22 protein-coding genes are annotated in these 26,975 nt (G+C 60.8%); 7 read left to right on the plus strand and 15 right to left on the minus strand.

Features of this window, described 5'->3' with window-relative positions:
- The first annotated feature begins 105 nt into the window (after window positions 1-105).
- Window positions 106-1,140, plus strand: coding sequence for an Ldh family oxidoreductase (locus tag BLW22_RS11955; RefSeq protein WP_074846434.1), 1,035 nt, complete (start codon window positions 106-108; stop codon window positions 1,138-1,140).
- 155 nt (window positions 1,141-1,295) lie between these two features.
- Here BLW22_RS11955 and BLW22_RS11960 read toward each other — a convergent pair whose 3' ends face one another.
- Entirely contained in the window at window positions 1,296-1,616 is a 321-nt protein-coding gene (locus BLW22_RS11960; protein ID WP_032887039.1) for an ElaB/YgaM/YqjD family protein, read from the minus strand.
- A gap of 165 nt (window positions 1,617-1,781) precedes the next feature.
- Here BLW22_RS11960 and BLW22_RS11965 point away from each other — a divergent pair, with 165 nt between their 5' ends.
- Window positions 1,782-2,036, plus strand: a complete 255-nt coding sequence (locus BLW22_RS11965) for a hypothetical protein (protein ID WP_065927880.1) — start codon at window positions 1,782-1,784, stop codon at window positions 2,034-2,036.
- On the opposite strand, the gene BLW22_RS11970 is transcribed toward BLW22_RS11965, so the two are convergent.
- Entirely contained in the window at window positions 2,008-2,928 is a 921-nt protein-coding gene (locus BLW22_RS11970; RefSeq protein WP_065948656.1) for a LysR family transcriptional regulator, read from the minus strand. The genes BLW22_RS11965 and BLW22_RS11970 overlap by 29 nt on opposite strands.
- A gap of 90 nt (window positions 2,929-3,018) precedes the next feature.
- Here BLW22_RS11970 and BLW22_RS11975 point away from each other — a divergent pair, with 90 nt between their 5' ends.
- Window positions 3,019-3,945 carry a carbon-nitrogen hydrolase family protein gene (locus BLW22_RS11975; protein WP_065927878.1) on the plus strand — a complete coding sequence of 309 codons (927 nt, stop codon included), beginning with the start codon at window positions 3,019-3,021 and terminating at the stop codon, window positions 3,943-3,945.
- 301 nt (window positions 3,946-4,246) lie between these two features.
- Here the strand turns inward: BLW22_RS11975 and BLW22_RS11980 are convergent, their stop codons facing one another.
- Both BLW22_RS11980 and BLW22_RS11985 read right to left on the minus strand, forming a co-directional pair.
- Entirely contained in the window at window positions 4,247-4,708 is a 462-nt protein-coding gene (locus tag BLW22_RS11980) for an LEA/WHy family protein (RefSeq protein WP_065927877.1), read from the minus strand.
- Window positions 4,709-4,721: 13 nt separating this feature from the next.
- Window positions 4,722-6,149: a nucleobase:cation symporter-2 family protein gene (locus BLW22_RS11985; RefSeq protein ID WP_074846438.1), complete on the minus strand. Its 1,428-nt coding sequence runs from the start codon at window positions 6,147-6,149 to the stop codon at window positions 4,722-4,724.
- A 234-nt stretch (window positions 6,150-6,383) separates the two neighbouring features.
- Here BLW22_RS11985 and BLW22_RS11990 point away from each other — a divergent pair, with 234 nt between their 5' ends.
- Entirely contained in the window at window positions 6,384-8,009 is a 1,626-nt protein-coding gene (locus tag BLW22_RS11990) for a methyl-accepting chemotaxis protein (protein WP_027606434.1), read from the plus strand.
- 70 nt (window positions 8,010-8,079) lie between these two features.
- Here the strand turns inward: BLW22_RS11990 and BLW22_RS11995 are convergent, their stop codons facing one another.
- The 5 genes from BLW22_RS11995 to BLW22_RS12015 form a co-directional block, all read right to left on the minus strand.
- On the minus strand, window positions 8,080-9,057 hold the full coding sequence (locus tag BLW22_RS11995) for an NAD(P)-dependent oxidoreductase (protein WP_065948654.1): 978 nt from the start codon (window positions 9,055-9,057) through the stop codon (window positions 8,080-8,082).
- Window positions 9,054-10,352 (minus strand): MFS transporter, encoded by a 1,299-nt coding sequence (locus BLW22_RS12000; protein WP_065927874.1) that lies wholly within the window; start codon window positions 10,350-10,352, stop codon window positions 9,054-9,056. Before BLW22_RS12000 ends, BLW22_RS11995 begins: the two co-directional genes overlap by 4 nt.
- A 45-nt stretch (window positions 10,353-10,397) precedes the next feature.
- On the minus strand, window positions 10,398-11,339 hold the full coding sequence (locus BLW22_RS12005; RefSeq protein WP_065927873.1) for a sugar kinase: 942 nt from the start codon (window positions 11,337-11,339) through the stop codon (window positions 10,398-10,400).
- Window positions 11,332-12,114, minus strand: a complete 783-nt coding sequence (locus BLW22_RS12010; protein WP_027606430.1) for a sugar phosphate isomerase/epimerase family protein — start codon at window positions 12,112-12,114, stop codon at window positions 11,332-11,334. The genes BLW22_RS12005 and BLW22_RS12010 overlap by 8 nt, the downstream gene beginning before the upstream one ends.
- Window positions 12,115-12,258: 144 nt before the next feature.
- Window positions 12,259-13,278 carry a LacI family DNA-binding transcriptional regulator gene (locus tag BLW22_RS12015; RefSeq protein WP_074846441.1) on the minus strand — a complete coding sequence of 340 codons (1,020 nt, stop codon included), beginning with the start codon at window positions 13,276-13,278 and terminating at the stop codon, window positions 12,259-12,261.
- A 244-nt stretch (window positions 13,279-13,522) separates the two neighbouring features.
- Here BLW22_RS12015 and BLW22_RS12020 point away from each other — a divergent pair, with 244 nt between their 5' ends.
- The 3 genes from BLW22_RS12020 (at window position 13,523) to BLW22_RS12030 (ending at window position 20,079) form a co-directional block, all read left to right on the plus strand.
- On the plus strand, window positions 13,523-15,475 hold the full coding sequence (locus BLW22_RS12020; RefSeq protein WP_074846443.1) for a hypothetical protein: 1,953 nt from the start codon (window positions 13,523-13,525) through the stop codon (window positions 15,473-15,475).
- A 144-nt stretch (window positions 15,476-15,619) separates the two neighbouring features.
- Window positions 15,620-17,605 (plus strand): hypothetical protein, encoded by a 1,986-nt coding sequence (locus BLW22_RS12025; RefSeq protein ID WP_074846444.1) that lies wholly within the window; start codon window positions 15,620-15,622, stop codon window positions 17,603-17,605.
- Between the two features lie 263 nt (window positions 17,606-17,868).
- The gene (locus tag BLW22_RS12030; RefSeq protein WP_143045169.1) at window positions 17,869-20,079 is read left to right on the plus strand and encodes an autotransporter outer membrane beta-barrel domain-containing protein; all 2,211 of its coding nucleotides are present in this window, start codon (window positions 17,869-17,871) and stop codon (window positions 20,077-20,079) included.
- A 62-nt stretch (window positions 20,080-20,141) separates the two neighbouring features.
- Here the strand turns inward: BLW22_RS12030 and BLW22_RS12035 are convergent, their stop codons facing one another.
- The 6 genes from BLW22_RS12035 to BLW22_RS12060 form a co-directional block, all read right to left on the minus strand.
- Window positions 20,142-20,591 carry a hypothetical protein gene (locus tag BLW22_RS12035; protein ID WP_074846447.1) on the minus strand — a complete coding sequence of 150 codons (450 nt, stop codon included), beginning with the start codon at window positions 20,589-20,591 and terminating at the stop codon, window positions 20,142-20,144.
- Window positions 20,592-20,639: 48 nt separating this feature from the next.
- Window positions 20,640-21,461 carry a hypothetical protein gene (locus BLW22_RS12040; RefSeq protein WP_141691322.1) on the minus strand — a complete coding sequence of 274 codons (822 nt, stop codon included), beginning with the start codon at window positions 21,459-21,461 and terminating at the stop codon, window positions 20,640-20,642.
- Window positions 21,462-21,579: 118 nt separating this feature from the next.
- Window positions 21,580-22,185, minus strand: coding sequence for a LysE family translocator (locus tag BLW22_RS12045; protein WP_065948649.1), 606 nt, complete (start codon window positions 22,183-22,185; stop codon window positions 21,580-21,582).
- Between the two features lie 54 nt (window positions 22,186-22,239).
- A complete protein-coding gene (locus BLW22_RS12050) occupies window positions 22,240-23,079 on the minus strand; it encodes an AraC family transcriptional regulator (protein WP_065927865.1) in 840 nt (279 codons plus the stop codon).
- A 72-nt stretch (window positions 23,080-23,151) separates the two neighbouring features.
- A complete protein-coding gene (locus BLW22_RS12055; RefSeq protein WP_074846450.1) occupies window positions 23,152-23,793 on the minus strand; it encodes a DUF1345 domain-containing protein in 642 nt (213 codons plus the stop codon).
- 91 nt (window positions 23,794-23,884) lie between these two features.
- The gene (locus BLW22_RS12060) at window positions 23,885-26,974 is read right to left on the minus strand and encodes an efflux RND transporter permease subunit (protein WP_074846453.1); all 3,090 of its coding nucleotides are present in this window, start codon (window positions 26,972-26,974) and stop codon (window positions 23,885-23,887) included.
- Window position 26,975 lies beyond the last annotated feature (1 nt).

Genomic DNA, 26,975 nt, shown 5'->3' on the forward strand with positions numbered 1-26,975 from the left:
CCGCCGCAGACGTCAAGCGCCCGTTGACAGCAGGCACCTGAGGCGTTGTTTAATCGGGGGTCTGGATTCTTGTTGTCTCTTCCAATTATAAAATCGGAGCTACAGATGTCTGCCCAGTCCCCGATAGTTGACAACGCTACAGCGCTCATCGGTTTCAACGACCTCGTGGGTTTGTTGCACGCGGTATTCGTGAAGCACGGCACTTCGCCGAACGTCGCCGCGATCCTGGCGCATAACTGCGCCGGCGCCGAACGCGACGGTGCCCATAGCCACGGGATCTTCCGTATTCCCGGTTACCTCAGCACCCTGGCCAGCGGCTGGGTCGACGGCAAGGCCGTGCCGGTCGTCACGGACGTGGCGTCCGGCTTTGTGCGGGTCGACGCCGGCAACGGGTTTGCCCAGCCAGCGTTGCAGGCCGCCCGTTCGCTGCTGGTGGCCAAGGCGCGCAGTGCCGGCATTGCGCTGCTGGCGATCCACAACTCCCATCACTTCGCCGCCCTGTGGCCCGATGTCGAACCGTTCGCCGAAGAAGGCCTGGTGGCGCTGAGCGTGGTCAACAGCATGACTTGCGTGGTGCCCCATGGGGCCGACCGGCCGTTGTTCGGTACCAACCCCATCGCGTTCGCCGCACCGCGTGCCGACGGCGCACCTATCGTCTTCGACCTGGCCACCAGCGCCATTGCCCATGGCGATGTGCAGATTGCCGCGCGCAAGGGTGAGCGCTTGCCGCCGGGCATGGGGGTCGACAGCCTCGGCCAGCCCACCACCGACCCCAAGGCTGTGTTGGAAGGTGGCGCGTTGTTGCCCTTTGGCGGGCACAAGGGCTCGGCGTTGTCGATGATGGTCGAGTTGCTGGCAGCGGCCTTGACCGGCGGTAACTTCTCCTTTGAGTTCAACTGGGCCGACCATCCGGGAGCGCGGACACCCTGGACCGGGCAATTGCTGATCCTGATCGACCCAAGCAAAACCGCCGGGCAGAACTTTGCCGAGCGCAGCCAGGAATTGGTGCGGCAGATGCATGCGGCGGGGCTGCGGCGGTTGCCGGGGGATCGACGTCATCGCACGCGGGCGAAGTCGTTGGAGGAGGGCGTGATGGTGGATCTGGAAGCGCTGAACCAGCTGCGGGACTGGGCTACGTAGAGGCTGTCTATCCCGCTCCGCGCAATTCCGTAGCAGCTGCCGAGCGCAAGCGAGGCTGCGTCGGCCTCGCCCCGAGCTTGAATCGGCAGTGCGCCTGACGCAGCCTCGCTTGCGCTCGGCAGCTGCTCCGCACGCATAGCGCTATACGGACGATGTCAGTTACGGCGACCCAACAACAGGCCAACCACCAGGCCGAAGCCTGCGGAGATCGCGACGGTCTGCCATGGATGGCCACCGATGTAGGTCTCGGTGGCATCGACTACTGGCTTGCTACGCTCGCGCACGTTGGATACCGAATCCAGTGCCTGCTTGAGTTTGATGGCGACCTGTTCGCGCAGGGTTTCGCCTTCTTCGCCCACCAGGGCAGCGCTGCTTTTGAGCAGCTTGTCCGATTCTTCGATCAGGGCCGTCAGTTCACTGAATGCTTGATCCTTGATTTGATCTTCAACAGCTTGGGCGGCAGTTTTGCGGGCCATGGGTGTGACTCCTTGCAAGTGAATGTGACAGTGAACAATGGAGTGCCGGGCGGCGGCAAAAGTTGCAGTTTTTTTGCCGGGTCGGCACTGGCGAACGAAATCCGAATCCGGAAAAATCGACCTACAGTGTAAGATGTCGTCTATTTGTGCAGCAGGAATTTCAACATGAGCTTCAATCTCGCCAACAAGACCCTCGCCGAACGCGCCGAGCTGGAAGATGAAAAGTCCCGCCTCTATGACCTGTGGCAGACCAACCTGGGCAAGGCCAAGGGCGAAGCCGCGCGGTTGTTCGGTGAGCGCGCCAAGCGCAAGGGCAGGTGGTCCGAATGGGTCCGCGCCGAACTGGACGGCATGTCGCCACCGGAGTTTTCCAACATGGTACGCAGTGAAGTCAACAAACTGATGGCGGCGGCGAAGTAAAGCCGGCGGCAATCGCTTCGCGTACTTTAAGCAACATCGGATCAAGCTGGGCCTGGGTGCGCCAACCCAGTTCCACCGGGTATCGCGGCAGTGCCAACGGGCAGGGCAGGACCCGCAGACCGGTCATCTCGGCGATGGCCTGCGCCGCATGCCCGGGAATGGTCGCTACCGCCTGGCTGCCCTTGAGCAGAAACGGCAGTGCGGCAAAATGACTGGTCGAGGCGCACACCTGGCGGCTCAGGCCCTGCGCTGCCAGCCCTTCGTCGGTGATGCCGATGAACCCGCCTGACGACACCAACACATGCTCGCGGGTGACAAATTCATCCAGGCTGAGGCTTTCCTGGCCTGGCGCCAGGCTGCGTGGGTCCACGACGCAGCGATAATCCCCCTCTCCCAGTACCTGCCGACTCAATCGGCTTTGCGCAAAGCCGCCCGCGGTAATTGCCAGGTCCAGGGTGCGGTCGAGCAGGGCGCCGGCGACGATCTGACTGTGGGTCTGGCGAAAGATCACCCGCAGCTTCGGCAAGCGCTGTGCGATGGTGTCCATCAACCGGCGGCCATAAGCAATTTCGAAGTCGTCGGACAGGCCCACCACCACCGAGCGGCCTTGATAGTTCGGGTTGTCCGGATTGACCATCGCCAGGCTTTGCCGACAGCGCTCCAGCGCCTCACTGATCACCGGTTTCAATTGGTTGGCCCGCAGCGTCGGCGCCAGGCCACGGCCGGTGCGCACAAACAATTGGTCGCCATAGACGTCGCGCAGACGTCGCAGGCCTGCACTGATGGCCGACTGCGTGACACCCAGGCGCAATGCCGCGCGGCTGGCGCTGGACTCATCGTGCAGGGCTTCGAAGGTTTTCAGCAGGTTCAGGTCGACCTGGGCGATATTCATCTGGCTCATATCATTCAGCACTGAGGTGGGCTTTATTCATGATCGAGCCTGGCGAGAGAATGGGCAACCCCCTTATCTGGAGTGATCGTGATGCCCGTTTCTACTGTGGCGGCCCTGCAAATCGGTTCCCTGCCTGGCGGCAAGGCCGAGACCCTGGCGCAAATCCTCGCCTATGAAGACGAGATCCTGCGCAGCGGCGCGCAATTGGTGGTGATGCCCGAAGCGCTGCTCGGCGGCTATCCCAAGGGTGAAGGGTTTGGCACCCAATTGGGCTATCGCCTGCCCGAAGGCCGCGAAGCCTTTGCCCGCTACTTTGCCAACGCTATCGATGTGCCAGGCGCCGAGACCGAGGCTCTGGCCGGCCTGTCGGCACGTACCGGCGCCAGCCTGGTGCTGGGTGTGATCGAGCGCAGTGGCAGCAGTTTGTATTGCACCGTGCTGTATGTCGAACCCACGGGCGGCCTGGTGGCCAAGCACCGCAAACTGATGCCCACCGGCACCGAACGGCTGATCTGGGGCAAGGGCGACGGCTCGACCTTGCCGGTGATCGACGCGGCGGCAGGGCGTATCGGCGGTGCGGTGTGCTGGGAAAACATGATGCCGCTGCTGCGCACCGCGATGTACGCCAAGGGCGTCGAGGTGTGGTGCGCGCCGACGGTGGATGAGCGCGAGATGTGGCAGGTGAGCATGCGCCATGTGGCGCATGAAGGGCGCTGCTTTGTGGTCAGTGCGTGCCAGGTGCAGGCCTCGCCCCAGGCACTGGGCATCGAGGTCGCCAACTGGCCTGCAGAGCGCCCGTTGATCGCCGGCGGCAGCGTGATTGTCGGCCCGATGGGCGACATCCTGGCCGGGCCACTGGTGGGGGAGGTCGGGCTGCTGACGGCGCAGATCGACACCGATGACCTGGTGCGAGCGCGGTACGACTATGACGTGGTGGGGCATTACGCCCGCCCGGATGTGTTCGAGCTGGTGGTGGATGAGCGGGCCAAGCCAGGCGTGCGCTATATCACGGACTGAAACACGGTCGAAATGTGGGAGGGGGCAAGCCCTAACGCCGTTCAGTTAATCCCTGTAGGAGCGAGCTTGCTCGCGAAAAACGCTCAGGCAACGCGTTCATTCTCGATAAACGCGGTGGCCCTGAGTGCTTCGCGAGCAAGCTCGCTCCTACAAAAAGCCAACTGAACGGCATTCTGGCAAGCCCCTTCCACCTTTGGCTCTCTCAGCCTTTGGGCGATTGGGTTTCCAGCCATTCCTCGCGGGTCATTTCCCAGACAGGATCAGGCGTTCGGTAAAGAGTGTCGGTTGCATGGTGTCATTACTACCAAGTCGCGGTATTCGGCAAGTCCAGCGTGCCACGGTCTACAAAGCGCATCGTGCCGAACAGCCCGCCCGCCAGTTTGCCCCGCAGCACGTAGGGCAGGTTGTTCAAGCTCTGGGTCTGGCTCAGGCCTAAGGTCTGGCGCAGCACGGAAAACGCCGAAACGCTGACCGGCACCATCAGCACGGTTTCGGAAAAACGCGGGATGCTGCCGCGCTGGTCACTCACCCCCGACGCCAGCGGCCGACCATTGACCTCCAGGTCGAGGGCCACGCCGTTGTAGTCGATCGCCGTTTCATTGGGGTTCTGCACCCGCAGTTTCACGGCGAAGCGCACTTCCAGGTCCTGGCTTTGCAGCGGCTCGATGCCCACCACATTGATATTCACCGGGTCGCGGTTGGGGAACAGCGCACAGGCGCTCAAGCTCAGCAGTAGCAGCGATAGAACCATGAGCTTGCGCATGCAAAGGGTGCTCCTATTTCGTGACGTCCGGGTCCTGCATCACTTTGAGGGTAGAGGACTCCGGATCAAATTCATCTTCCTGCAGCTCTATGAACGCTTCCGGCAGGAAAATGTTCAGCAGGATTGCACAGAACGCGCCCACAGTGATCGGCGACTCGAAGATGTTGTGCAGCGCCTTGGGCAGGTCGCGCAACACTTCCGGCACGGCGGCCACGCCCAGGCCCATGCCCAGGGAGATCGCCACGATGAGCACATTGCGGCGGTGCAGCCCGGCTTCGGCGAGGATCTTGATGCCGGCCACCGCCACGGTGCCGAACATGATCAGGGTCGCGCCGCCCAGCACCGGCTTGGGCATCAGTTGCAGCACCGCGCCGATCATCGGGAACAGCCCCAGCAGCACCAGCAAACCCGCGATGAAGTACGCCACGTAGCGGCTGGCCACGCCGGTCAACTGGATCACGCCGTTGTTCTGGGCGAACGTCACCATTGGCAGGCTGTTGAAGGTCGCCGCCATCGCCGAGTTGAGGCCGTCGGCCAACAGGCCCGACTTGATGCGCTGGATGTACAGCGGGCCCTTGACCGGCTGTTGGGAAATCATCGAGTTGGCCGTCAGGTCACCGGCTGCTTCCAACGGCGAAATCAGGAAGATCACCGCCACCGGGATAAACGCCACCCAGTCGAACGAGAAACCGTACTTGAAGGGCACCGGCACGCTGATCAGTGGCACGTGGGGCAGGGCGGCCAGGTCGACACGGCCCATCCACCACGCCACCACAAAGCCCAAGGTCAGGCCGATCACGATGGAGCCCAGGCGCAGGAACGGGTTGTTGAAGCGGTTGAGCACCACGATGGTCACTAGCACCAGTGCTGCCAGGCCCATATTGCTCGCGGCGCCCAGGTCGCTGGCGCCAAAACCGCCAGCCATGTCGGTGACGGCCACCTTGATCAGCGACAGCCCCATCAAGGTGATGATGGTGCCGGTCACCACCGGGGTGATCAGCTTGCGCAGCTTGCCGATGAACTGGCTGAGCACCACTTCGATAAACGCCGCGAAAAAGCAGATGCCAAAGATCGTCGAGAGGATCTCATCGGTGCCGCCGCCCCGGGCCTTGACCATGAACCCCGCGCTGAGAATCACGCTGATAAACGAGAAACTGGTGCCTTGCAGGCACAGTAGCCCCGACCCAATGGGGCCGAACGTGCGCGCCTGGACGAAGGTGCCGAGCCCCGACACAAACAGCGCCATGCTCACCAGATAGGGCACTTCGCTTTCCAGACCGAGCACACCACCGACGATCAGCGTCGGGGTGATGATGCCGACAAAACTGGCCAGCACATGCTGCAACGCGGCAAATATCGCCGCACTGAAATGCGGGCGATCCTCCAGGCCGTAGATCAGGTCGGATTTATAGCGGGGGCGGGGGGCTTGAGCGTCAGACAAAATGAGGGCTCGGGTCAGAAAATGGAGGCGCAGGATGCCAGAAACGGCCCAGCGTCAGAAGTGTAAAAAAATATTTATAAAGACCCTGCATAAAACCCCGATTCCTGCCGATACTGCTTATAGGCCCATCTATCAAAAACAACAGTGATGGCGGTGTCAGGCAGTGCGTTGACGCTGGCTGATCGTTTCGTGGCATGGACGCGCGCCGCCACTCTATATTTCGAGATCGCCCTTATGTCGCTCCGTCACCTGAATATCGCCCCTCGCGCTTCCCTCGGTTTCGCCTTCATCGCCCTGTTAGTGGTGGTGTTGGGCGGGTTTGCGGCCAACCGCATGACGTTGATCCGCCAGGCCTCGGTGGACATGAGCAGCAACCAGCTGCCCAGCGTGACGTACCTGGCCCAGATGACGGAGAACGTCCTGCGCATGCGTATCCTGTCATTTCGGGTGCTGGTCAACCGCGAGCCGGCCGGCCTGCAGGAAGCCGAAACCCGCATCGGCGTGCTGGTCGACAAGGTCAAGACGGCCCAGGCCGGCTACGCGGCATTACCCGCCGGTACGGAGGAAGCGGCGTTGTACAAGACGTTTGTCAGCACCCTGGATAACTACTTCAAGGCTCAGGCGGACATGCTGGCGCTGTCCAAGCAAGGCGACGTCGAGCAGATGCGCACCCTGATCAATACCCGGATCAAGGAAGGCACCGATCAGATGGGCGAGCAGTTGAACAAGCTGATTGCGATCAATGCCGCCAACGCCAAGCAAGCCAGCGACGCGGCAGGGCACAGTTACACCAGTGCCATCACCGGGATTATCGTGGTCTCGGTCAGCGCTGCACTGCTCACGGTGCTGCTGGCCTGGCTGCTGACCCGCAGCATTGTCACGCCGTTGCGCAAAGCCGTTCAGGTGGCTGAAACCATCGCCGGTGGCAACCTGACCAGCGTCGTTGAAGATAATGGCAACGATGAACCCGCGCGCCTGATCAACGCCCTGTCGACCATGCAAACCAACCTGCGCCAGACCATCCAGCATATCGCCGGCTCGGCCACGCAGTTGGCCTCGGCGGCGACAGAGTTGAGCGCCGTGACCGAGGAAGCGTCCCGGGGCCTGCAGCAACAGAACAATGAAATCGATCAGGCCGCCACGGCGGTCAACGAGATGACCGCGGCGGTGGAGGAAGTGGCGCGCAATGCGGTGTCCACCTCCGAGGCCTCCAACCAGTCCAACCAGGCCGCGCGGTCAGGTCGCGACCGGGTGATGGAAACCGTCGGCGCGATCCAGACCATGACCCAGGACGTCCAAAACACTGCCGCGATGATCGAAGGCCTGGCCACCCAGGGCCGTGACATCGGCAAGGTGCTGGACGTGATCCGCGCGATTGCCGAACAGACCAACCTGCTGGCGCTCAACGCCGCCATCGAAGCGGCCCGCGCCGGTGAAGCCGGCCGCGGCTTTGCGGTGGTAGCGGATGAGGTGCGGGCGCTGGCCCATCGCACGGCGCAGTCGACCCAGGAAATCGAGAAGATGGTCGCCGGCATCCAGAACGGTACCGGTGAAGCGGTGCAGTCGATGCAACAGAGCAACCAGCGCACCCAGGACACCCTGGAAATGGCCCGCGCCGCCGGCGTGGCCCTGGAGCAGATCACCCAGTCCATCAGCCTGATCAACGAACGCAACCTGGTGATCGCCAGCGCGTCGGAAGAACAGGCCCAGGTCTCCCGCGAAGTGGACCGCAACCTGGTCAACATCCGCGACCTGGCCACCCAGTCGGCGGCGGGGGCCAACCAGACCAGTGCCGCCAGCCACGAGCTGTCGCGCCTGGCGGTGGATTTGAATGGGATGGTGGCGAGGTTCGTTATCTAAGTATTTGGAATACTGGCAAAAATGTGGGAGGGGGCAAGTCGAATCGTCGCACCGCCCCTCCCACATGTGTTTATTGTTTCCAAGCCCCTGGGTTGACCAGGTTCTTCGGTTTTTCACCCGCCAACGCCTGCAACAGATTGTCCACCGCACACGTGGCCATCGCCTCCCGCGTCTCATGGGTCGCCGAGCCGATATGTGGCGTCGCCACCACGTTGTTCAGACGCAGCAACGGTGAGCCGTGATCAAGCGGTTCCTTTTCGAACACATCCAACCCCGCCGCCCGAATCGTACGTTGCTGCAAGGCCTCCACCAGCGCGGCCTCGTCCACCACCTTGCCCCGCGAGATATTGATAAAGATCGTCTCCGGGCCCATCCGCGCAAATTGTTCGGCGCCGATCAGCTTTTCGGTTTCAGCCGTGAGCGGCAGGGTCAGGCAGACAAAATCGGCCTGTTGCAGCAAATCGTTAAGGCTGCGGTACTGCGCGCCAAAGCGCTGTTCCACCGCCGGCTTGGGCGAATGGCTGTGGTAGATCACTGGCATGCCAAAACCGAAATGCCCGCGCTGGGCCAAGGCTTCGCCGATGCGGCCCATGCCGATGATGCCCAGGGTCTTGCCATGCACGTCGCTGCCGAAGTGTGAGGGGCCGATATTCTTGTTCCACTGGCCGGCGCGCACCATGTCGGCCAGCTCCACCACACGCCGGGCGGTGGCCAGGATCAGCGCGAAGCCGGTATCGGCGGTGGTTTCGGTGAGCACGTCCGGGGTGTTGCTGAGCAGGATGCCGCGCCGGGTCAGGTAGTCGATATCGTAGTTGTCGACCCCCACGGACACGCTGGCCACGGCCTCCAGTTGCGGTGCGAGATCCAGCAACCCGGCATCCAGGCGCAGGCTGGCACCGAGCAGGCCGTGGGCGTTGGGCAGTGCATCGCGCAGCTTGGCCAGGCCAGTCTCGTCCAGTGCGTCTATCAGGGTGACGTCGCACTGTTCATGCAGGCGCGCCATTAACGGTGCGGAGAGCTTCTTGTACAGAACCACAGACTTTTTCATGGGGTTTTCACCTTCAATTCGAGGGTCGAGATGGGCGCGCGTTCACGGTCACTGGCGCCGGGCTTGAGGAAAATCGTCAGCACCACCGACAGCATCAGCGCGCCGCTCATCAGCAGGTACGAGGCGCCGGGCGAGCCGGTGCTGCTATTGAGGTAGCCCACCAGGTAGGAGCCGCCGAACGAGCCGAGGGCGCCCATGCTGTTGATCAGCGCCATGGCGCCACCGGCGACGTTGGCGGGGAGGATTTCCGGGACGATGGCAAAAAACGGTCCGTACGGCGCATACATGCAGGCTCCGGCAATGACCAGCAGGGTGTAGGACCACCAGAAATGTTCGGCGCCCAAGGCGTAGGAGGCGTAGAACGCGATGGAGGCAACCAGCAGTGGCGGCCATACGAAGCGTTTGCGCTTTTGCAGTTTGTCCGAGCCCCACGACACCGCCAGCATGGCGATCACGGCAGCGAGATAGGGCAGGGCCGAGAGCCAGCCGGCTTCGACCATGTCCATCTGCAGGCCTTTCTTGAGGATCGACGGCAGCCACAAGACGAAGCCGTACACGCCGATGCTCCAGCAGAAAAACTGCAGCGCCAGGATGATCACCTTGGGCGAACGGAACGCTTCGGCGTAATTCTTCACCGCCTTGATACCGACCTGTTCGGCGGCCAGCGCGCTTTCCAGGTCTTTTTTGTGCTGTTCGCTCAGCCACTTGGCATCTGCGGGTTTTTCATCCGCCAGTTTCCACCAGATAAACGCCCACAGCACCGCCGGCAGGCCTTCGATGATAAACATCCAGCGCCAGCTGAAATGCTGCACCAGGTAGCCGGACACCACCGACATCCACAGCATGGTCACCGGATTGCCGAGGATCAGGAAGGTGTTGGCCCGCGAGCGCTCGGCACGGGTGAACCAGTGACACAGGTACACCAGCATGGCCGGCATCACGGCGGCCTCGACCACGCCGAGCATGAAGCGAATGACGATCAGCATGTAGGCGTTGGACACCACGCCGGTCAGGGTGGCCAACCCGCCCCAGAGGATCAGGCTGACGAAAATCAGCTTCTTGACGCTGCGCTTCTGCGCATAGATCGCACCCGGCACCTGGAAGAAGAAGTAGCCAAGGAAAAACAGTGCACCCAGCAATGACGACATACCGGGGGTGATCATCAGGTCCTCGGCCATCCCGGAGGCGGCGGCAAAGCCGTAGTTGGCGCGGTCCAGATACGCCAGGCTATAGGTGATAAAGACGATGGGCATGATGTACCACCAACGGCGGGTGGCGAGTTTCACGGTGTCCATAAGGTTGCTCCTGAGCTTGTTGTAGTTGTGGCAACAGGGTGTGGGTCAAGCGACGGATCGGGTGGGTAATTCGGAGCGGGTGGGCAAGCCTTCCATATCGCCGCGGCTTTGCACGGCGCGGCTGCCGATCCAGTTACCCCGTTGTACCGCCTCGGGGAAGCTGAGGTTTTCCAGCAGGGCGCTGATCATGCCCACCGCAAACCCATCGCCGGCGCCGACGGTGTCCACCACCTTGTCCACGCGCACGGCGGCGACAAAGCCCTGGTCCAGCTGGGTGCGGAAGTAGGCGCCGTCCGGGCCGAGCTTGATCGCCACGGCTTCGGCGCCTTGGTCGAGGTAGAAGGCGGCGATATCCGCCGGGTCGTCGAAACCGGTGAGCAGACGGCCTTCGCCCAGGCCCGGCAGGACCCAGTCGGCGAGACCGGCGAGGGCGTTGATTTCGCGGATCATCTGTTCCTGGCTGGTCCACAGCGACGGACGCAGGTTTGGGTCGAACGACACGCTGCCACCGGCTTTGCGCATCTGTGTCATCAACTCGCGGGACAGCTCGCGGGTGGCCTCGGACAAGGCCGGCGGAATGCCGGTGGCATGCAGATGGCGGGCCTGCAACAGCGCCGGGCTGATGGCCGCAGTGGACAAATGGCTGGCGGCCGAGCCCTTGCGGAAATACTCCACCTGCGGGTCATCGCCGGCTTCTTCGCGGGACTTGAGTTGAAAGCCGGTGGGGTGCGCCGGGTCGACCGCCACGTGCCGGCAATCCAGGCCTTCTTTTTTCAGCGTGTCGACCACAAAACGCCCGAGGGAATCATTGCCCACCCGGCTCAGCCAGGCGACGTTGAAGCCCAGGCGCGACAGGCCGATGGCGACATTGCTGTCGGCGCCGGCAATGCGTTTGTGAAACTGTGCCACCTGGGCCAGGTCGCCGGTCTGCTCGGCGACAAACATCGCCATGGTTTCGCCAAACGAGAGGATATCGATCTCAGACATGGGCATTCTCCCCACGGGGTTGGCCAAGGAGGGCGAGGGCTGCGACCTGTTGCGCGGTGACGTCGACCAGGTCATCGCCCTGCAACGGGAATTCCACCGCCCGTGTAATGCCTTGAGTCATGTGCGTGAGCAGTTGTTCCCACAGATGCAGGTCGGTGGCGCCGGGCGGCAGCGCCACCAGCTTGCCGTCCGCGCGACGGGCCACGGCCTTGCAGTGCAGATAGTCGACGTGCCGGCCGAGCAGGCGCGCGGCGGTCAGGGCGGACTGGTCCTGCCACTGCCAGTTGCCGATATCGAAGGTCATCTTCACCGGCAGGCCCAGGCGTTCGACCTCGGTGAAGAAGCGCTGCATCGGCTCAATGCGCCCGCCGTGCAGGGTCTGGTCGTTTTCCACCAAGAGCTTGACCGGATGGCGGGCGAGCAGGGCGTGCAGGCTTTCCAGGTCGTTGGTGTCGGTGAAGTAGCCGAGGGAGACTTTCAGCCAGCGCGCACCAAAGGCCTGGGCGCGGTCCAGGGTTGCGTTGAGGTCGGCATTCGGCTGGGCGCGGCCGGCGATCCACAATTCCAGAGGCGATGAGAACACACACTCCAGGCCTTGCTCGGCGGCAGCCTGGGCCAGTTGTGCAGGTTGCTCGCTGGTCAGCAGTTCTTCGCGCCACTCGATGCGCCGGGCACCGGCGGCGGCCAGCAATTCGACAAAACTCAATTGGCCTTGCTGGCGGACCAGGTCGGCGCCGTAGCTGGAAAGGCTGATGGAGACGGGGTATTTGTGCATTGTTGTTTACCTCTGAAACCGGTTTCATTTTTTGCGTTAAATATCTAATCGACTCTGCCGTAGCAGCTGCCGAGCCTTGGCGAGGCTGCGTTTGCGGTGTGTCAGGTACGCCGCCGACGCAGCCTCGCCAAGGCTCGGCAGCTGCTACGTGCAGGGGCGCTGGGTTGAGCCTCGGATGATCAACTGGGGCAAAAAGTCCAGGGTTCGGGTCGGTTCGGTGTCACCGCGCAAGCGCTTGAGCAGGCAGTCGAACGCACTGGCGCCAATCGCTTCGGTGGGTTGGGCGAGGGCGGTGATGCCGTTGCCCACCAGCGGGTACCAGTCCAGGTCATCCAGGGCGATCAGCCCTACGTCGTCGAACAGCTTGCAGTCCAGCGCCTTGAGCGCACGGGCGAGGGCCAGTGTGGCGACGCCGTTGGCACAGAACACCGCCTTGGGCCCGGGTTTGGCGAGAAAGGCTTGCAGGCGTTGTTCCAGCCCGTCATCGAGCGCCAGCACCGCGCCGGTCAGCGCCGGGCGCCGGGCGATTTCGCTCTTGAAGCTGTCCAGGCGCTCCTGCCGTGAACTGGTGCCATCGCAGGCTTCGCTCACCAGCAATACATCGCGGTAACCCTGCTGTTCCAGGTGTTCCACCGCCATGCGCACCGCCGCCGGGTTATCCAGCCCCACCAAGTCGCTGTGCAGCGGCTCGACCTTGCGGTCTACCAGCACCAGGGGCATTTCCCGCTGCAGTTCCAGCAATTGGTCGAGGTGATGGCCGAGGGTGTTCACGATCAGCCCTTCGATGTTGTACGAGCGCAGCGCCGCCAAATGCTGGCGCTCCTGCTCGTCATCGCGGTCGGTGTTGCACACCACCAGGCTGTAGCCATGCCGGCGGCAGGCGGTTTCGACGCCGTGCATCACGGCAATGGAGTAGGGGTTGCGGATATCGGCCACCAGCATGCCGATCAGGCGCGTGCGGCCACGTTTCAGCCCGCGGGCCATCTGGTTGGGGCGGTAGCCGAGCTGTTCGATGGCGTGTTCGATGCGCAGGGCGATGGCATCGGAGAGCAGGGCGCGGTCGTCGCCGATAAAGCGCGACACACTGGCCTTGGAGACGCCGGCGTGTTGGGCGACGTCGAGCATGGTGACGCGGGTGCGCTGGGCGGCGGAAAAAGGAGTCACGGTCGCAGGCCTTTCTTATTGGATGAGTCGGTTTCAGCCGTGGCTTGGCAGGCTGAAACCGGTTTCAGAAGACATCAACTCGCTCATTTCGTCAAGCGTCTCATGCCCTCGGCATCGCTTGATATCCGACAAGTGGCGATACCCACCTGTTAGTTCTGACAGTATTCGACGCCAGGCATTGAGCGTTTAATGAATACCAGACGCGCCGTGGCGGTGTGCGACATGGGTATGACGGGAGGCTCCGATGAGTGCTGATAAAACCCCCGAAAGTAGGCGGCTGTATAACGGCATTTTGCGCTTGGCCGATATTCGGGTGCCCATTCTGGACGATGTTGTCCCACCGATCGTGGAGGGGTATATCCCTCACCAATATCTCGACAGCGACCTGGAAGTGGTGATCCCGGAACTGTGGGAGGATGCTGCGCAAGCCGGTGAGTTCAATATTGTCGAAATCGTTTGGTCGCGCAGTGGCGGGGAGGGTGTCCCGCCGTTCCGGGAGCGGTGGGATGGCCCGATTACCAAGGCATTCCCTTTTCCGATCAGTGTGCCGCGAGACTATCTGGAGAACGACGGCACAGTCCGCTTGGCTTATCGGATCACTGATGAAACCGGTCTGCCGACTACGTCGGAGTTCCGGACCCTGGTGCTTGATCGGAGCCCACCCAACAATAACGTTACCCCGCCGTCCCCGGCTTTTCCGGTGGGGTTGATTGATGAAGGCTATCTGGCCACGCATCCAACCGTTGACCTGGTAGTGCCGCCCTACAACGGTCGTCGATCCTGGGACAGGATCTATTACTGGATTACGGACCAAAACCCGCCACCGGACGCTGCGCCGAGTGGCTATGTAGAGTTTCCCTTCGAAGACACGCCCCTTGTCCTCCCTGTGCCTGGGGATTTGTTTCGCCTGTACCCCAACGGTACTCAGTACGTTCATATCCGGCTTCAGGACCGCTCCAGCAACCGCGGCCCCAGGTCTGAGCAGTCGCCTGTGGAAGTCCAGTTGTCGGCGGTTCCGTCTGATTTGCAGCCCCTTGTCATTCCTGCGATGGCGAGCGGCCTGATCAATCGGCATGACGCTCGGATCGGCGTAGTCGCCAAGGTGCAATACGACAATTGGCAAGCCGGTGACCGGGTCACAGTCCGATGGGGGAAAACCGTGCTTACCCGCCAGTCCGTCCCCGAGTTGCCTTTCGATGTCGTCATCCCGTGGCCCAGGTTGATAGAGGATGGCCTGGGACTCGCAGAAGGCGTGGCCACTTACACCATTACCCGGTCCGGTAGCGACACGCCCACCCCGCCCAGCCCGCCGGCATTGATCCGCTGGGACTTCAGAGTCGCCGGGCAGGACCATCTCGATGCCCCCGCACTGCTCAACCTTAACCTGCCCAGGGTGACGGTATGGGGTGAAGGCTCCATGGCTGAAAACCACATTGATATTCGTGATGAGGGCAAGCGCGTGTATGCCAGTGTCCCGTTGTATCACCAGCCGCGCAACGGCGAAGTATTGGAATTGTATTGGGGGGACTTTCCCAGCATGGATAACCCGATTGCGCACTATGTCGTCGATACCGATAAGGGTGATGCCGAGGGCGTGCGCGTGGAGTTCAGTGATATTCCGTGGGAAGTTATTGTCGGTGCCGGCAATGAGGAAAAGATGCAGGTGTACTACACGACGTTTAATGGCGTTAATGAACAGCTTTCCAACTTTACTGAAGTCAATGTCGATGTAGTGCCTCCCCTGGTCTTTCAGCGTGTCGAGTACCCCAGCGCCAATGACAACATGTTTATTAACTGTGGCTCCAGCCCGGCGATGTGGGATCACATTCCCATTCGGATTCTTCCTGAGGGCGCCTTCAGGAAAGACGATGATCTTGTGGTGACATGGCAGGGCTATGAAGAGTTCGGAGGCGGTGGCAAGGCCATAACATTGACTGCGGACACCCTGACGCACCGCTTGACGGAGCAGCAGGCCCAAGAGGGATATACGTTCAAGCAATCCAACTATGAAGAAAAAATCAAACCGATCAGGTCACCGCACCCCAACAGTCCGGGGAGTTCGGTGGGCGTCACGTATACCTTGTGGCGCAAGAAAAGAATCATAGGCTCCTCAAGGGAACGCTACGCGAAGATTGACCAGAAGTACTCGGGAGGGAGTTACTGCGGTCCGGACGGAGAGGATTCGGCGGGCAAGTAGTGTAGGGCACTTTAAAGTGATGGCTGATATGAATTGCGGCGTTTGGTGGTGGCGATGAAGCAGCTGTGCGACTTGATGAGTGTCATGTGAGGCAATGGTTTATCCGGCTGTAAGAGTGACTTCAAGTGCAAAAGGAGAATACAGATGACAACGTTAAGTAAAAAGCAGAAGGCTGCCATTCAATCGCGCGAGGTTAATAAAGAACTCTTGTCCCGGCGTAGAGCAGGGGGCTTGGCGCTGCCTCTGCCTACCTTTGACTCTCTGAATGAAAACGGGTTGATTTTGGAGATCGATGCGAGAAAACCGCTTCCTGTAACGTTTGATATTTCAGAGTTGGCGGAGGAAGAAGATCTTGATCCGGCAACCACCCGACTCGATATACATATGCGCGGCAAAGGCTCCACGAATTGGGGGGCGGCGATGTATAGCGTGCAATTCCAAACCCCCACATTCCCTGATCGCCAGCCTATTGACGAACCCTTTATCCGGGACATCCCTGTCTCCCGGCTGACGGAAGGGCAGCATGAGATCGGCTACATCCTTTATGAAGGCGCATCCCCCACGCCGCTGAGGGTGGGGGCGCCCTTGGAGGTCGACCGAACCGAGCCTCTACGCCCCAACTATCCGCCTGCGCCCAGTTTTCCGGGCTATTTGACAGATGAAATCACTGAGCAACATATTGAAGACAACCCGGACGGTCTGGTGTGCACCTTTCCGGATGCTCCGGGTGGTGCCGAGTTGGGCGTTAGCATCGCCGTGTATTTTTCTCCCGACTTTTCTTCACAATTGTCTGAGCCGATTGACACCTATCCCATAACCGCTGCGTTGAGTTTTACCGTGCCGTGGGCGTTGATTACCGGCAACCGCGCGGGACTCAACTACCTGTTTTACCAATTGATCGATCTCGCCGGCAACATCAGCAAAGACTCAGCCCCTGCGCGCGTTAAGTTGAATCTGACCGCTGAACCAGAGCCCTTGGAAGCGTATGTACCTTTGGCGCTTCTGCCTGATGATGGCCTGCTTGACTTGGAGGACCTTTATGAGCCGACCGGGGTTTACGTCGCTATTCGCGAATATGCCAACAATCTGCCGACGATCGATGTAATCGAACTGACGCTCGGTAGCCAGCCGCCACAGCGTTTCGCGGTTAATTTTTATCTGCCCTTTCCGTTAATGCTTCCCGTCAGCAGGACCGCGCTTCTGGCCCATTACGGTACGAACACAGGTGAACTGGATACCTCAATTGATTATTTTATCGACCGTAACGGCAGTCCATTCGATGCGCCTACCCATGACATCAAAATTGATTTTTCCGCGCCAGGTCCCACGCCTGGAACCGACCCGGAGAATCCGCTGCTCAATCCCGTGCTGGTCTACGGCTCTGATCCAGACCTGGAAAACCAGCTGACTGAAGATGACTTCGAGAAGGAAGCTACGGTTGAAATCGTACTGTGGGACACGCCTATTCCGGCGCCAGGCACGGTGCTGAGGGGGTATTGGGGCAGTTTTGAATATGCGTTCGACGTTGTGCCGATCACGACCGAAGGACCGGGGGATACGGTTTCAATGAGCGTACCCTGGTCGATAATTCGTGCTGTCGGTAACGGTATAGTCAACGTCTTCTACACGCTGGAGTGGGCGACCAACGACAACATCCAGCGCTCTGCGCCACAGCCGGTGGTTGTCAATGCCAATAAGGTCGTACTGGAGCCGGCAACCTTTTCCAAGGCGACCACATTCTGGTCGTGTACCGATCTCAATCGCACGACGTTTGCGGGCACTGTCAGGGTTCCCGGAAATATGACTTACTTCAGGGAGTTTATGGTGATCCGCTGTGAGGTGCGGGTGTTCAGCGATATCACCGGCGATAGCCAGCTGGGCGAGACCACGACGATCCACTCGCCGCCATTGACGCCAGACATGGTGGCCAACGGATTCACTATAACTGTCCCCTATGCTGTCATACGGCCAGCGGTCCGGAACTCGGCGGACTTTCACTACTTCGTTCCCATCCCCGGAGAGGGAGAGCAACCCTCCGTGAGAGCGTGGACCCGCACTCGGTTCACGGACTTGAATGGCGTGTTCTGCGAAAATCAACCCCCTACCACCCAAGAGGATGGCGTGGCCTAAAAAGTCTACGGGGGGTGTTTGCGCACCCCTCGGTTCCAATATCCCAGTGCACACGCTCATGGGGCAAGCATTCATTCATACAGATAGATTGGGATTAGTCCTACATATGCAGGTAATTCCAATCTGTAGTTTTGCGGCCTTGAGTGGCCTGGCTCCAACCCTCTGGAAATAGGCCGAACCGTTCCGTCGCGGAATGTCTGTTGAATGAGTGGTGTGTTGTGAATATCAATTCGTTTTTCAAGTTAAAACCGTTAGTTGCAATGATGCAGGTGCCGTCTGTTGTAACGTTATTGTTTCTGGCACCTGGGGCCCATGCCAGGCTCATCGAGAATGGCACTGAAACCATTGACCATGACGCCTATATCGATACGTTTGAGCTGCAAAATGCCACGCTCAACGTAATAGACGGACGGACACTGGACGTTTATGCCAATGCTTCGAGCCTGAATGTCAGCCAGAACAGCTTGATCATGGGCACTGTCGTCGCCCAGGGCGGCTCGAATGTGAATGTAGGCGCCAGTCGCGTCACCGCTTCCGGCGCGTTCCAGACCGGCATCACTTTGCTCAGCAGCACAGCACAGATCAACGACAGTGTGATTTCCAGTGCTGACTACCATGGGATGGTGGTCGGTAAATTTACCACCTCAACCCAGGCGTCCACGGCAACCGCAAACGGCAGTGTCATCGTGGGCGCAACCGGTGGTGCCGCCGTTACCGGCGGTAGCCTGCTGGAAACCGTAAATAGCCAGGTAGTCGGTACCGGCGCGGACAGTTTCGGGTTGAGCCTGCAGAGCGCCACGGCGCGTGCCTATCAAAGCAACATCACTGGTGGGCGCAACGGCGTGGAAATGTCTTATGACCGATATGCGCCGGGGGCCAATACGCTGCTTCTGGACCAAACCCACGTGACCGGCGTCACCGGTGCTGCGCTGCTGGTACAGGGGGCCAGGGGCCAGGGCGCCATGGCGGATATTGTGGTACGCAATGGCTCGACCCTTACCGGCGGCAATGGCCATTTGCTGGAAGTAAAAGGCAACTCCACGGCGAACATGAGGGTCGAGAACAGCCGGCTTCAAGGTGATGTCATTGTCGAGTCCGGCAGCCAGGCTCATCTCAAGCTTAATGATCGGGCCTCATTGATCGGCCGCATGGAGAATGTTTCATCCTTGGAAGTAGGTGATGAGTCCCTGTGGATCATGACCGGCCATAGTCAGGTCGGTGATCTGAGACTGGCCGACGGCGTGGTCAAGTTCGGCGACGATGACGCTTTTTATCGGTTGGACCTGGAGCGCCTGTCGGGCCAGGGCACCTTTGCGATGGGCACTGATTTTGCCCGGGGCCTGACTGACTTTTTGAATATCAGCGGTGAGGCCACCGGTCATCATGGCCTGTTGCTCGCCAGTAGCGGTGCAGAGCCCGGCAATCCTGGCGCGGTGCATATCGTCCATACCGGTGGCGGTGACGCGCAGTTCGAGTTGCTGGGCGGGGCGGTGGACGTTGGGGCCTGGTCTTATGGACTCAAGCAGGAAGGCAACGATTGGTTCCTCGACCCGAACAATCGTATCGTCAGCCCAGGTACCCGCTCGGTACTGGCGTTGTTCAATACGGCGCCGACCGTGTGGTATGGCGAAATGACCTCCCTGCGCAGCCGCATGGGAGACCTTCGCTATAGCGGTGTCGAAGCCGGCGGTTGGCTGCGTGCCTACGGCAATAAGTACGAAATCAGCGGTGGGGACGGCGGAGCCTACGATCAAAACCAGCGCGGTTTCTCTCTGGGTGCCGATACACCGGTAGGCGACGGGCAATGGTTGCTGGGGGTGATGGCCGGTCACAGTACTTCCGACCTGGATCTCAGCCGGGGTACCTCGGGTACGGTGCAGAGTTACTACGCGGGCCTGTATGCCACCTGGCTGGATGAAGAGAGCGGGTATTACCTGGATGGGGTGGTCAAGGCCAACCGCCTGAACAACAATGCCAAGGTCGGTTTGAGTGACGGCAAGCAAACCAAAGGTAACTACAGCACCAATGCGCTGGGTGCGTCCGTGGAGGTCGGTCGTCATATCAAACTCGACGATGACTTCTTTGTCGAACCGTTCGCCCAGGCCTCCGTGGTGACGGTACAAGGCAAGAGTTATCGCCTGGACAACGGCCTGAAAGCCAAGAACGATCACACCGACTCGGTACTGGGCAAGTTGGGCGTAACGGTGGGGCGTGACTTCGTACTGGACGATGGCAGCGTGCTTCAGCCGTACTTGCGCGCCGGCGTGGCCCATGAATTTGTCAAGAACAACAAAGTCATGGTCAACAACCAGACTTTCGACAATAACCTCTCAGGTTCCCGCATCGAAGTGGGGGCGGGGTTCTCGGTCTCGTTGTCCCAGAACCTGCAGGTGCATGCCGACTTCGACTACGGCCAGGGCAAACATGTTGATCAACCGTGGGGGGCGAATGTCGGCGTGCGCTATAACTGGTAATCCGACAGTGGCGGTACGCTTTAAACAGGTTTAACAAAACGCCCCGGATCCGGGGCGTTTTGTCAGGACTCATCTGACGTATTTTTTGTGTTGAACAGGATTTGCATATTTATTTCGTTGTCGTGGATATCCTTGAGGTAAACGTTGAGTGCGCCCTCGACCGTATTGCCGTTAGGGTCGTGAAAAAACTCGATGGTACCCCGGTGTGCCTGATAAGCCGGGACAGGCGTGTCGTTGACGGTCATGAGAATCACCGAGTATCGAGAGGGGGATTGGGTGTCTGGAATTGAATAACGACCGGACGGCAAGTCTTCGTTGTGGTATTTGAAAATCACCCTTTGTCTCGATGTTTCACCCGGTGGAATTTTCATGGCGCCTTCAGTCAGCCAAAAGTTGTTTTTCCATTCATGCTCAATAAAGTCTGCCTTGAAATCCTCACTTCCAATTTTGCCTTGAAAATATTGCTTAGTCGTTTCTTCGGATTTAGCTTTTCGTGCGGTTGCAGTGGTCATGATTGAGTTCTCCTGCGATGGGTTGTACCTGTGTGTGTGATGAGCGCGCTAATTGGGTGTGTTTGCTGAGGCGGTGGATAATTTCAGGGACAGGTTGTCGACCACGAGGAAGGTCTCGCCCAGAATCCGTAGCGTGAACTCCGGTATTCCTTCCGGAATGGTCAACGAGTGAGTGTAAGTGTCCCAGCCGCCGCCGCCGCGAAGTTCTATTTGCTGCACGTTGTCCGGTGTGAGCTCGAATATTGCGAATCCATGACCGCCTGAGGGGGTCATTGCCTCAATGGAAAAATCGTAGGTTTGTCCTGGTGTGACGGTAATCACCTGCTCAATGAATCCACCCAGGTTTGCCTGGCACCTGTTGTCATGGATCGAGACAGATCCAGGAGGAATTTCCGTGATACTCCAATCCTTGCCGTTTTCGGCGAAATCACCATTGCGGATCAGTTCGATGGGGATGACGGTGCCTTCATCTTCCACCAGCCTGACGTTATCGAACCACACTTCCCCGGCGTCACCGATCAGTTGTACGGTGATACCGGTCGTGCCTGCGGGGGTGTTGAACGTGATCGATCGGTGGGTCCAGCCGTGGTTCCCCGTCAGCCCGATGGATTCACTTGTATCCGACGGTCGAAATGTCAGCCGGGCAGAACCGGCACCCTCATAGGTAATCAACGTATAGGCACTGAAGGTGTAGGAGGTGCCGCCGGAAGCAGGCACCTCCTGTTCCGCGCGTCCCGTGGCAGTGATGATGCAGTGTTGACGTGAAAAATCCACCCGGCCTGGAGCGGTGGCCGTGGCGGTCCAGGAGGTCCCGTGCCTGGCGAAGGTGCCATTTAGAACCAGATTATTGATCATCGGTTGTTCTGACATGAATCAACCCCCGCGCCCTTTAAATGGGTTGCTGTGGTGTGCGACTCAATTCAGCGCCATCTGCGCCGAACGCACAACTGTCAGAACTAACAGGTTCCCCGTGCCATTCGTCGGTTGTCTACGCCGGGTGCCACATCCCCAGCCAGGCAGACGCCAGCAATAGGATCGCCATGCATCGATTGAAGCGTTGCATGGCCTTGGCCGACCCCACTAAGCGGGCGGAGCCTGCGCCCAGCAACGCCCACATCCCAAGACATGGCAGGGAAACCGCAAAAAACACCAGGGACAAGGCCAACACCCGCGCCTCACGCCCCTCTCCCTGCCCGGCAAACACACTGACCACCGCCAACGCCATCATCCACGTCTTCGGATTGACCAGTTGCAGGCTGGCCGCACCGAGCAGGCCCAGGCGTTTCTGTGGGGCATCGGTGTCAATGGCCTGGGCCGGCGCGCTGAATATCTGCCAGGCGAGGTAACTCAGCCAGGCGATACCGATCCATTGCATGGCGGTTTGCACTTGCGGCAGATGGACCAGTGATTCGCCGATGCCTGAACCGACCGCCAGCACGATCCCCGCCGCACCGGCGCACGCCCCGAGGATGATCGGTACGGCTGCCCGCAGCCCATGACGCGCGCTGTTGCTGAGTACGAGGATATTGGTGGGCCCGGGGGTGATGGAGGCAACGAAGGCGAATAACAGGAAGGGCAGGAAGGTGGATGGCATACAGACGGACTCCAATGAACAGATCAGGGCTGTCCATCTTCACAAGCCTGTGGCTTACCTGTCTGGAAGGTTTGAGCAGCGCTTGCGGTAGGCCGCCGGTGTCAGTCCATAGGCGCGCACGAACCAGCGGCCCAGGTGACTTTGATCGGCAAAACCCAGGGCCATCGCTACGTCGGCCGGTTGCTCGCCCCTGGCCAACGCGTGCCGGGCGCGGGCCAGGCGCAATTGCACCAGGTAAGCGTGGGGCGGCAACCCAAAGGCGCTCTTGAACGCGCGGCTCAGGCGGAAGCGGTCGACGCCACAGGCCAGGGCCAGTTCGTCCATGCCGACATCGTGATGCAGGTGGGCGTGCAGGTACTCCCGGGCCTTGTGAGCCACCTGCGGCAGGCGTGGGTCTTCACGGTAACGGCTGCGCCAATACAGTTGGCCGGTGAGGTGTTCGAGCAATTGGTCCATGGCGCGCTGGCGCACGATGCGCAGTTCACCGCTGTGCAGCGTCTGGAAGGCCTGGCTGGTGACCAGAGCCAGGCGCGGGTCGCTGGTCAAGGTGGTGGCGAAGCTCAATTGACTATGGGGCGGCGCCTCTTCGAACACCGCACTCACTTCTCGCGCCAGCCACTGCGGGTCGAGGTACAGCATGTGGTAGGTAAAGCCGTCCGGCGTGGGCGCGTCGCCGTCATGCAATTCACCGGGCTCCACCAGGAACACCTGGCCGGGCACGCTGTTGTGGCGGGCGCGGCGACAGTTGAACTGCTGCACGCCTTGTTCGGTGACGCCGACCAGATAGCTGTCATGCCAGTGGGGGTCATAGGCGTGACCCTCGAAATGCGCGCGCAGGGTCTCGATGCCGGTGTCGGCGTCCTGGGACAGATCGATCCAATTATGCGCAGCCATAAAACACCGGGACGGAATGTGTAAGGGTATTAGCGCCCAACGGCACCAGGGCGTCTAGAAGGTTTGTGCAGCCTAGCCGAACAGCCCGGCGGCGATGTTGATCGAGAACCCCAGGATCGCCGTATTGAACAGAAAACCGATCAGCGATTGCCCCAGCACTACCTTGCGCATGCCGCGGGTGGCGACGCCGACGTCAGAGGTTTGCACCGCCACGCCGATGGTGAAGGAGAAATACAGGAAGTCCCAGTAGTTCGGCGTCAACAGTCCTTCGGCAAAACGCAACGCCGGTTCCTTGCCGTTCCAGGTGTAATACAGGCGGGCGTAATGCACGCTGAAAATCACCCCGATCAACAGCCATGAACCGATCACCGTCAGCCCGGTAAACCCGTAGTGCAGCAGGCGCTCGGAAGTGGCCAGGTCTTTGCTGCCCACCAGTTCGAAGGTGATGGTGGCGAGGCTCGCGATGGCGGCGATGCACACCGTGAACAGCACCAGCCCGGCGTTTTCGTCCTCGATTTCGGCGATGCGCTTCACATCGTCGGCCCTGGCACGGCTGGTCAACCACAGCATCAGTACCAGGTAGGTCCAGACCCCGGCGTTCCAGCCGATGAGGATTTTGCTGGCGAGGGTGGCGGCCGGCGCCAGGATGCCGACGGCAAGGCCGAGCACAGCGGCGGCGGAGAGGCGAGGGTGGGTACGGGCTAGAAAAGGCATGGCAGCTCACAGATGGTTACCTGTGAGCACCTTAGCGCATTTTTGTTGTGGCAAGCGGGCCCGCCACCGTTACAGTGTCCCCCAAAAAGCCTTAGCGCTTTTTGCGCACCAGCTTCATGACCACCACAAAGAACACCGGCACAAATACCACCGCCAGGGTCGCGGTGATCATCCCGCCGATTACCCCGGTACCAATCGCCTGCTGGCTCGCCGAACTGGCACCGGTGGCAATCGCCAAGGGCACCACGCCGAGGATAAACGCCAGCGACGTCATGATGATCGGGCGCAACCGGAGTCGTGCGGCTTTCAGGGTGGCGTCGATGAGGTCTTCGCCCTGGTCATACAGGTCCTTGGCGAACTCGATGATCAGGATCGCGTTCTTCGCCGACAAGCCGATGATGGTGATCAGGCCGACCTTGAAAAACACATCGTTGGGCATGCCCCGCAAGGTCACCGCCAGCACCGCGCCGAGCACGCCCAACGGCACCACCAGCAACACCGACGTCGGGATCGACCAGCTTTCATACAGCGCCGCCAGGCACAGGAACACGATCAGCAGCGACAGCCCCAACAGTATCGGCGCCTGTGAGCCGGACAAACGTTCCTGCAGCGACAACCCAGTCCACTCCTGGCCCAGGCCTGCCGGCAATTGGCTGACCAGGCGCTGGATTTCCTCCATCGCCTCGCCGGTGCTGTGGCCGGGTGCGGCCTCGCCGGAAATGGCGATGGCAGGGTAGCCGTTATACCGCGTCAGTTGCGCCGGGCCCTGGGTCCATTTGGCTTCGACAAACGCCGACAGCGGTACCATCTTTCCATCCTTGTTGCGAACGTGGATCTTCATCAAATCCGCCACCTGGCTGCGCTGGTCACCTTCAGCCTGCACCACCACGCGCTGCATGCGGCCCTGGTTGGGGAAGTCGTTGATATAGGCCGAACCGATGGCCGAAGACAGCACATTGCCCACATCCGCAAACGAGACGCCCAGCGCGTTGGCCTGTTTGCGGTCGACTTCCAACTGCACTTGCGGCGCCTCGGCCAGGGCGCTTTCGCGCACGTTGGCCAGGATCGGGCTTTTTCCGGCGGCGTCGAGCAGTTCGGTACGTGCCGCCATCAAGGCTGCGTGGCCTACACCGCCGCGGTCCTGCAGGCGGAACTCGAAACCGCTGGAGGTGCCCAGGCCATCCACGGGAGGCGGCAGGACCGCATAGGCGATCGCGTCCTTGAGCTCGCTGAAGGCCATGTTGGCGCGGTCGGCAATCGAGGCGGCGGAGTCATCGCTGCCGCGTTGCGACCAATCCTTGAGCGTGGTAAACGCCAACGCCGCGTTTTGCCCGGAACCGGAGAAGCTGAAGCCCATGATCATGGTGGTGTCGCCCACCCCAGGCTCGCCGGCGTTATGCGCTTCGATCTGTTCGGCCACCTGCAGCGTGCGGTTCTTGCTCGCGCCGGGCGGCAGCTGGATGTCGGTGATGGTGTAGCCCTGGTCTTCCACCGGCAGGAACGAGGAGGGCAGGCGGCTGAACATCAGCCCCAGGCCCACCAACAGCACCAGGTAGATCAGCAGGTAACGGCCGCTGCGCTTGAGGGCATAGGCGACCCAGCCTTCGTAACGCTCGCTGAGTTGCTCGAAGCGCTTGTTGAACCAGCCGAAGAACCCGCCCTTGGCATGGTGCTCGCCCTTGGCAATCGGCTTGAGCAGCGTGGCGCACAGGGCTGGGGTCAAGGTCAAGGCGAGGAAGGCCGAGAACAGGATCGAGGTGGCCATCGACAACGAGAACTGCTGGTAGATCACCCCCACCGAGCCGGCCATGAACGCCATCGGCAGGAATACCGCGACCAGCACCAGGGTAATGCCGACGATGGCGCCGGTGATCTGGCCCATGGCTTTCTTCGTCGCGTCCTTGGGCGACAGCCCCTCGGTGACCATGATCCGTTCGACGTTCTCCACCACCACGATGGCGTCATCCACCAGGATGCCGATGGCCAACACCATGCCGAACATGGTCAGCACGTTGATCGAGAAGCCCAGCAACAGCATGGTGGCGAAGGTGCCCATCAGCGCGATCGGCACCACCAGCGTCGGGATCAGGGTGTAGCGCACGTTCTGCAGGAACAGGAACATCACCGCGAACACCAGGGCCATGGCTTCGAGCAGGGTGTAGACCACCTTGGTGATCGAGACCTTGACGAACGGCGAGGTGTCGTACGGGATCTTGTACTCCACATTGGCCGGGAAGTAGCGCGACAGCTCGTCCATCTTCGCCCGTACCAGGGTCGCGGTGTTCAGCGCATTGGCCCCCGGCGCCAGTTGCACGCTGACGGCGGTGGACGGCTTGCCGTTCAGGCGCGTGGAGAACTGGTATTCCTGGCTGCCCACTTCTACCCGCGCCACATCGCCGATGCGCACGGTGGAGCCGTCCGGGTTGGCCTTGAGCACGATATCGGCGAATTCCGCCGGCGTGGACAGCTGGCCCTTGACCAGGATCGCGGCGGTGATTTCCTGGGTCCTGGTACCCGGCAAGTCACCGATACTGCCGGCCGAAACCTGGGCGTTCTGTGTGCTGATCGCCGCATTCACGTCGGCCGGCGTGAGGTTGAAGCCGATCAGTTTCTGCGGGTCGATCCAGATGCGCATGGCGCGTTCGGCACCGTACAACTGGGCCTTGCCCACCCCGTCCAGGCGCTTGAGCTCGTTCATCACGTTGCGCGCCAGGTAATCGCTGAGCGCCACGTCGTCGAGCTTGCCGTCGCTGGAGGTGAGGGTGACCAGCAGCAGGAAGCCGGCGGAGACTTTCTCCACCTGCAAACCTTGCTGGGTCACGGCCTGGGGCAGGCGCGGCTCCACCGCCTTGAGACGGTTTTGCACATCGACCTGGGCCATTTCCGGGTGGGTGCCGGGCTTGAACGTGGCGGTAATCGTTGCCGAGCCGAGGCTGCTCTGGGATTCGAAATACAGCAGGTGATCGGCACCGTTGAGCTCCTGCTCGATCAGGCTGACCACGCTTTCATCCAGGGTCTGGGCCGAGGCGCCCGGGTACACCGCGTAGATTTCCACCTTCGGCGGCGCGACGTTGGGGTACTGGGCCACCGGCAACTGCGGGATGGCCAGCAAGCCGGCCAGCAGGATAAACAGGGCGACCACCCAGGCGAAGATCGGGCGGTCAATAAAGAACTGCGGCATT

This window comes from Pseudomonas marginalis, from assembly GCF_900105325.1.
Lineage (GTDB): Bacteria > Pseudomonadota > Gammaproteobacteria > Pseudomonadales > Pseudomonadaceae > Aquipseudomonas > Aquipseudomonas marginalis.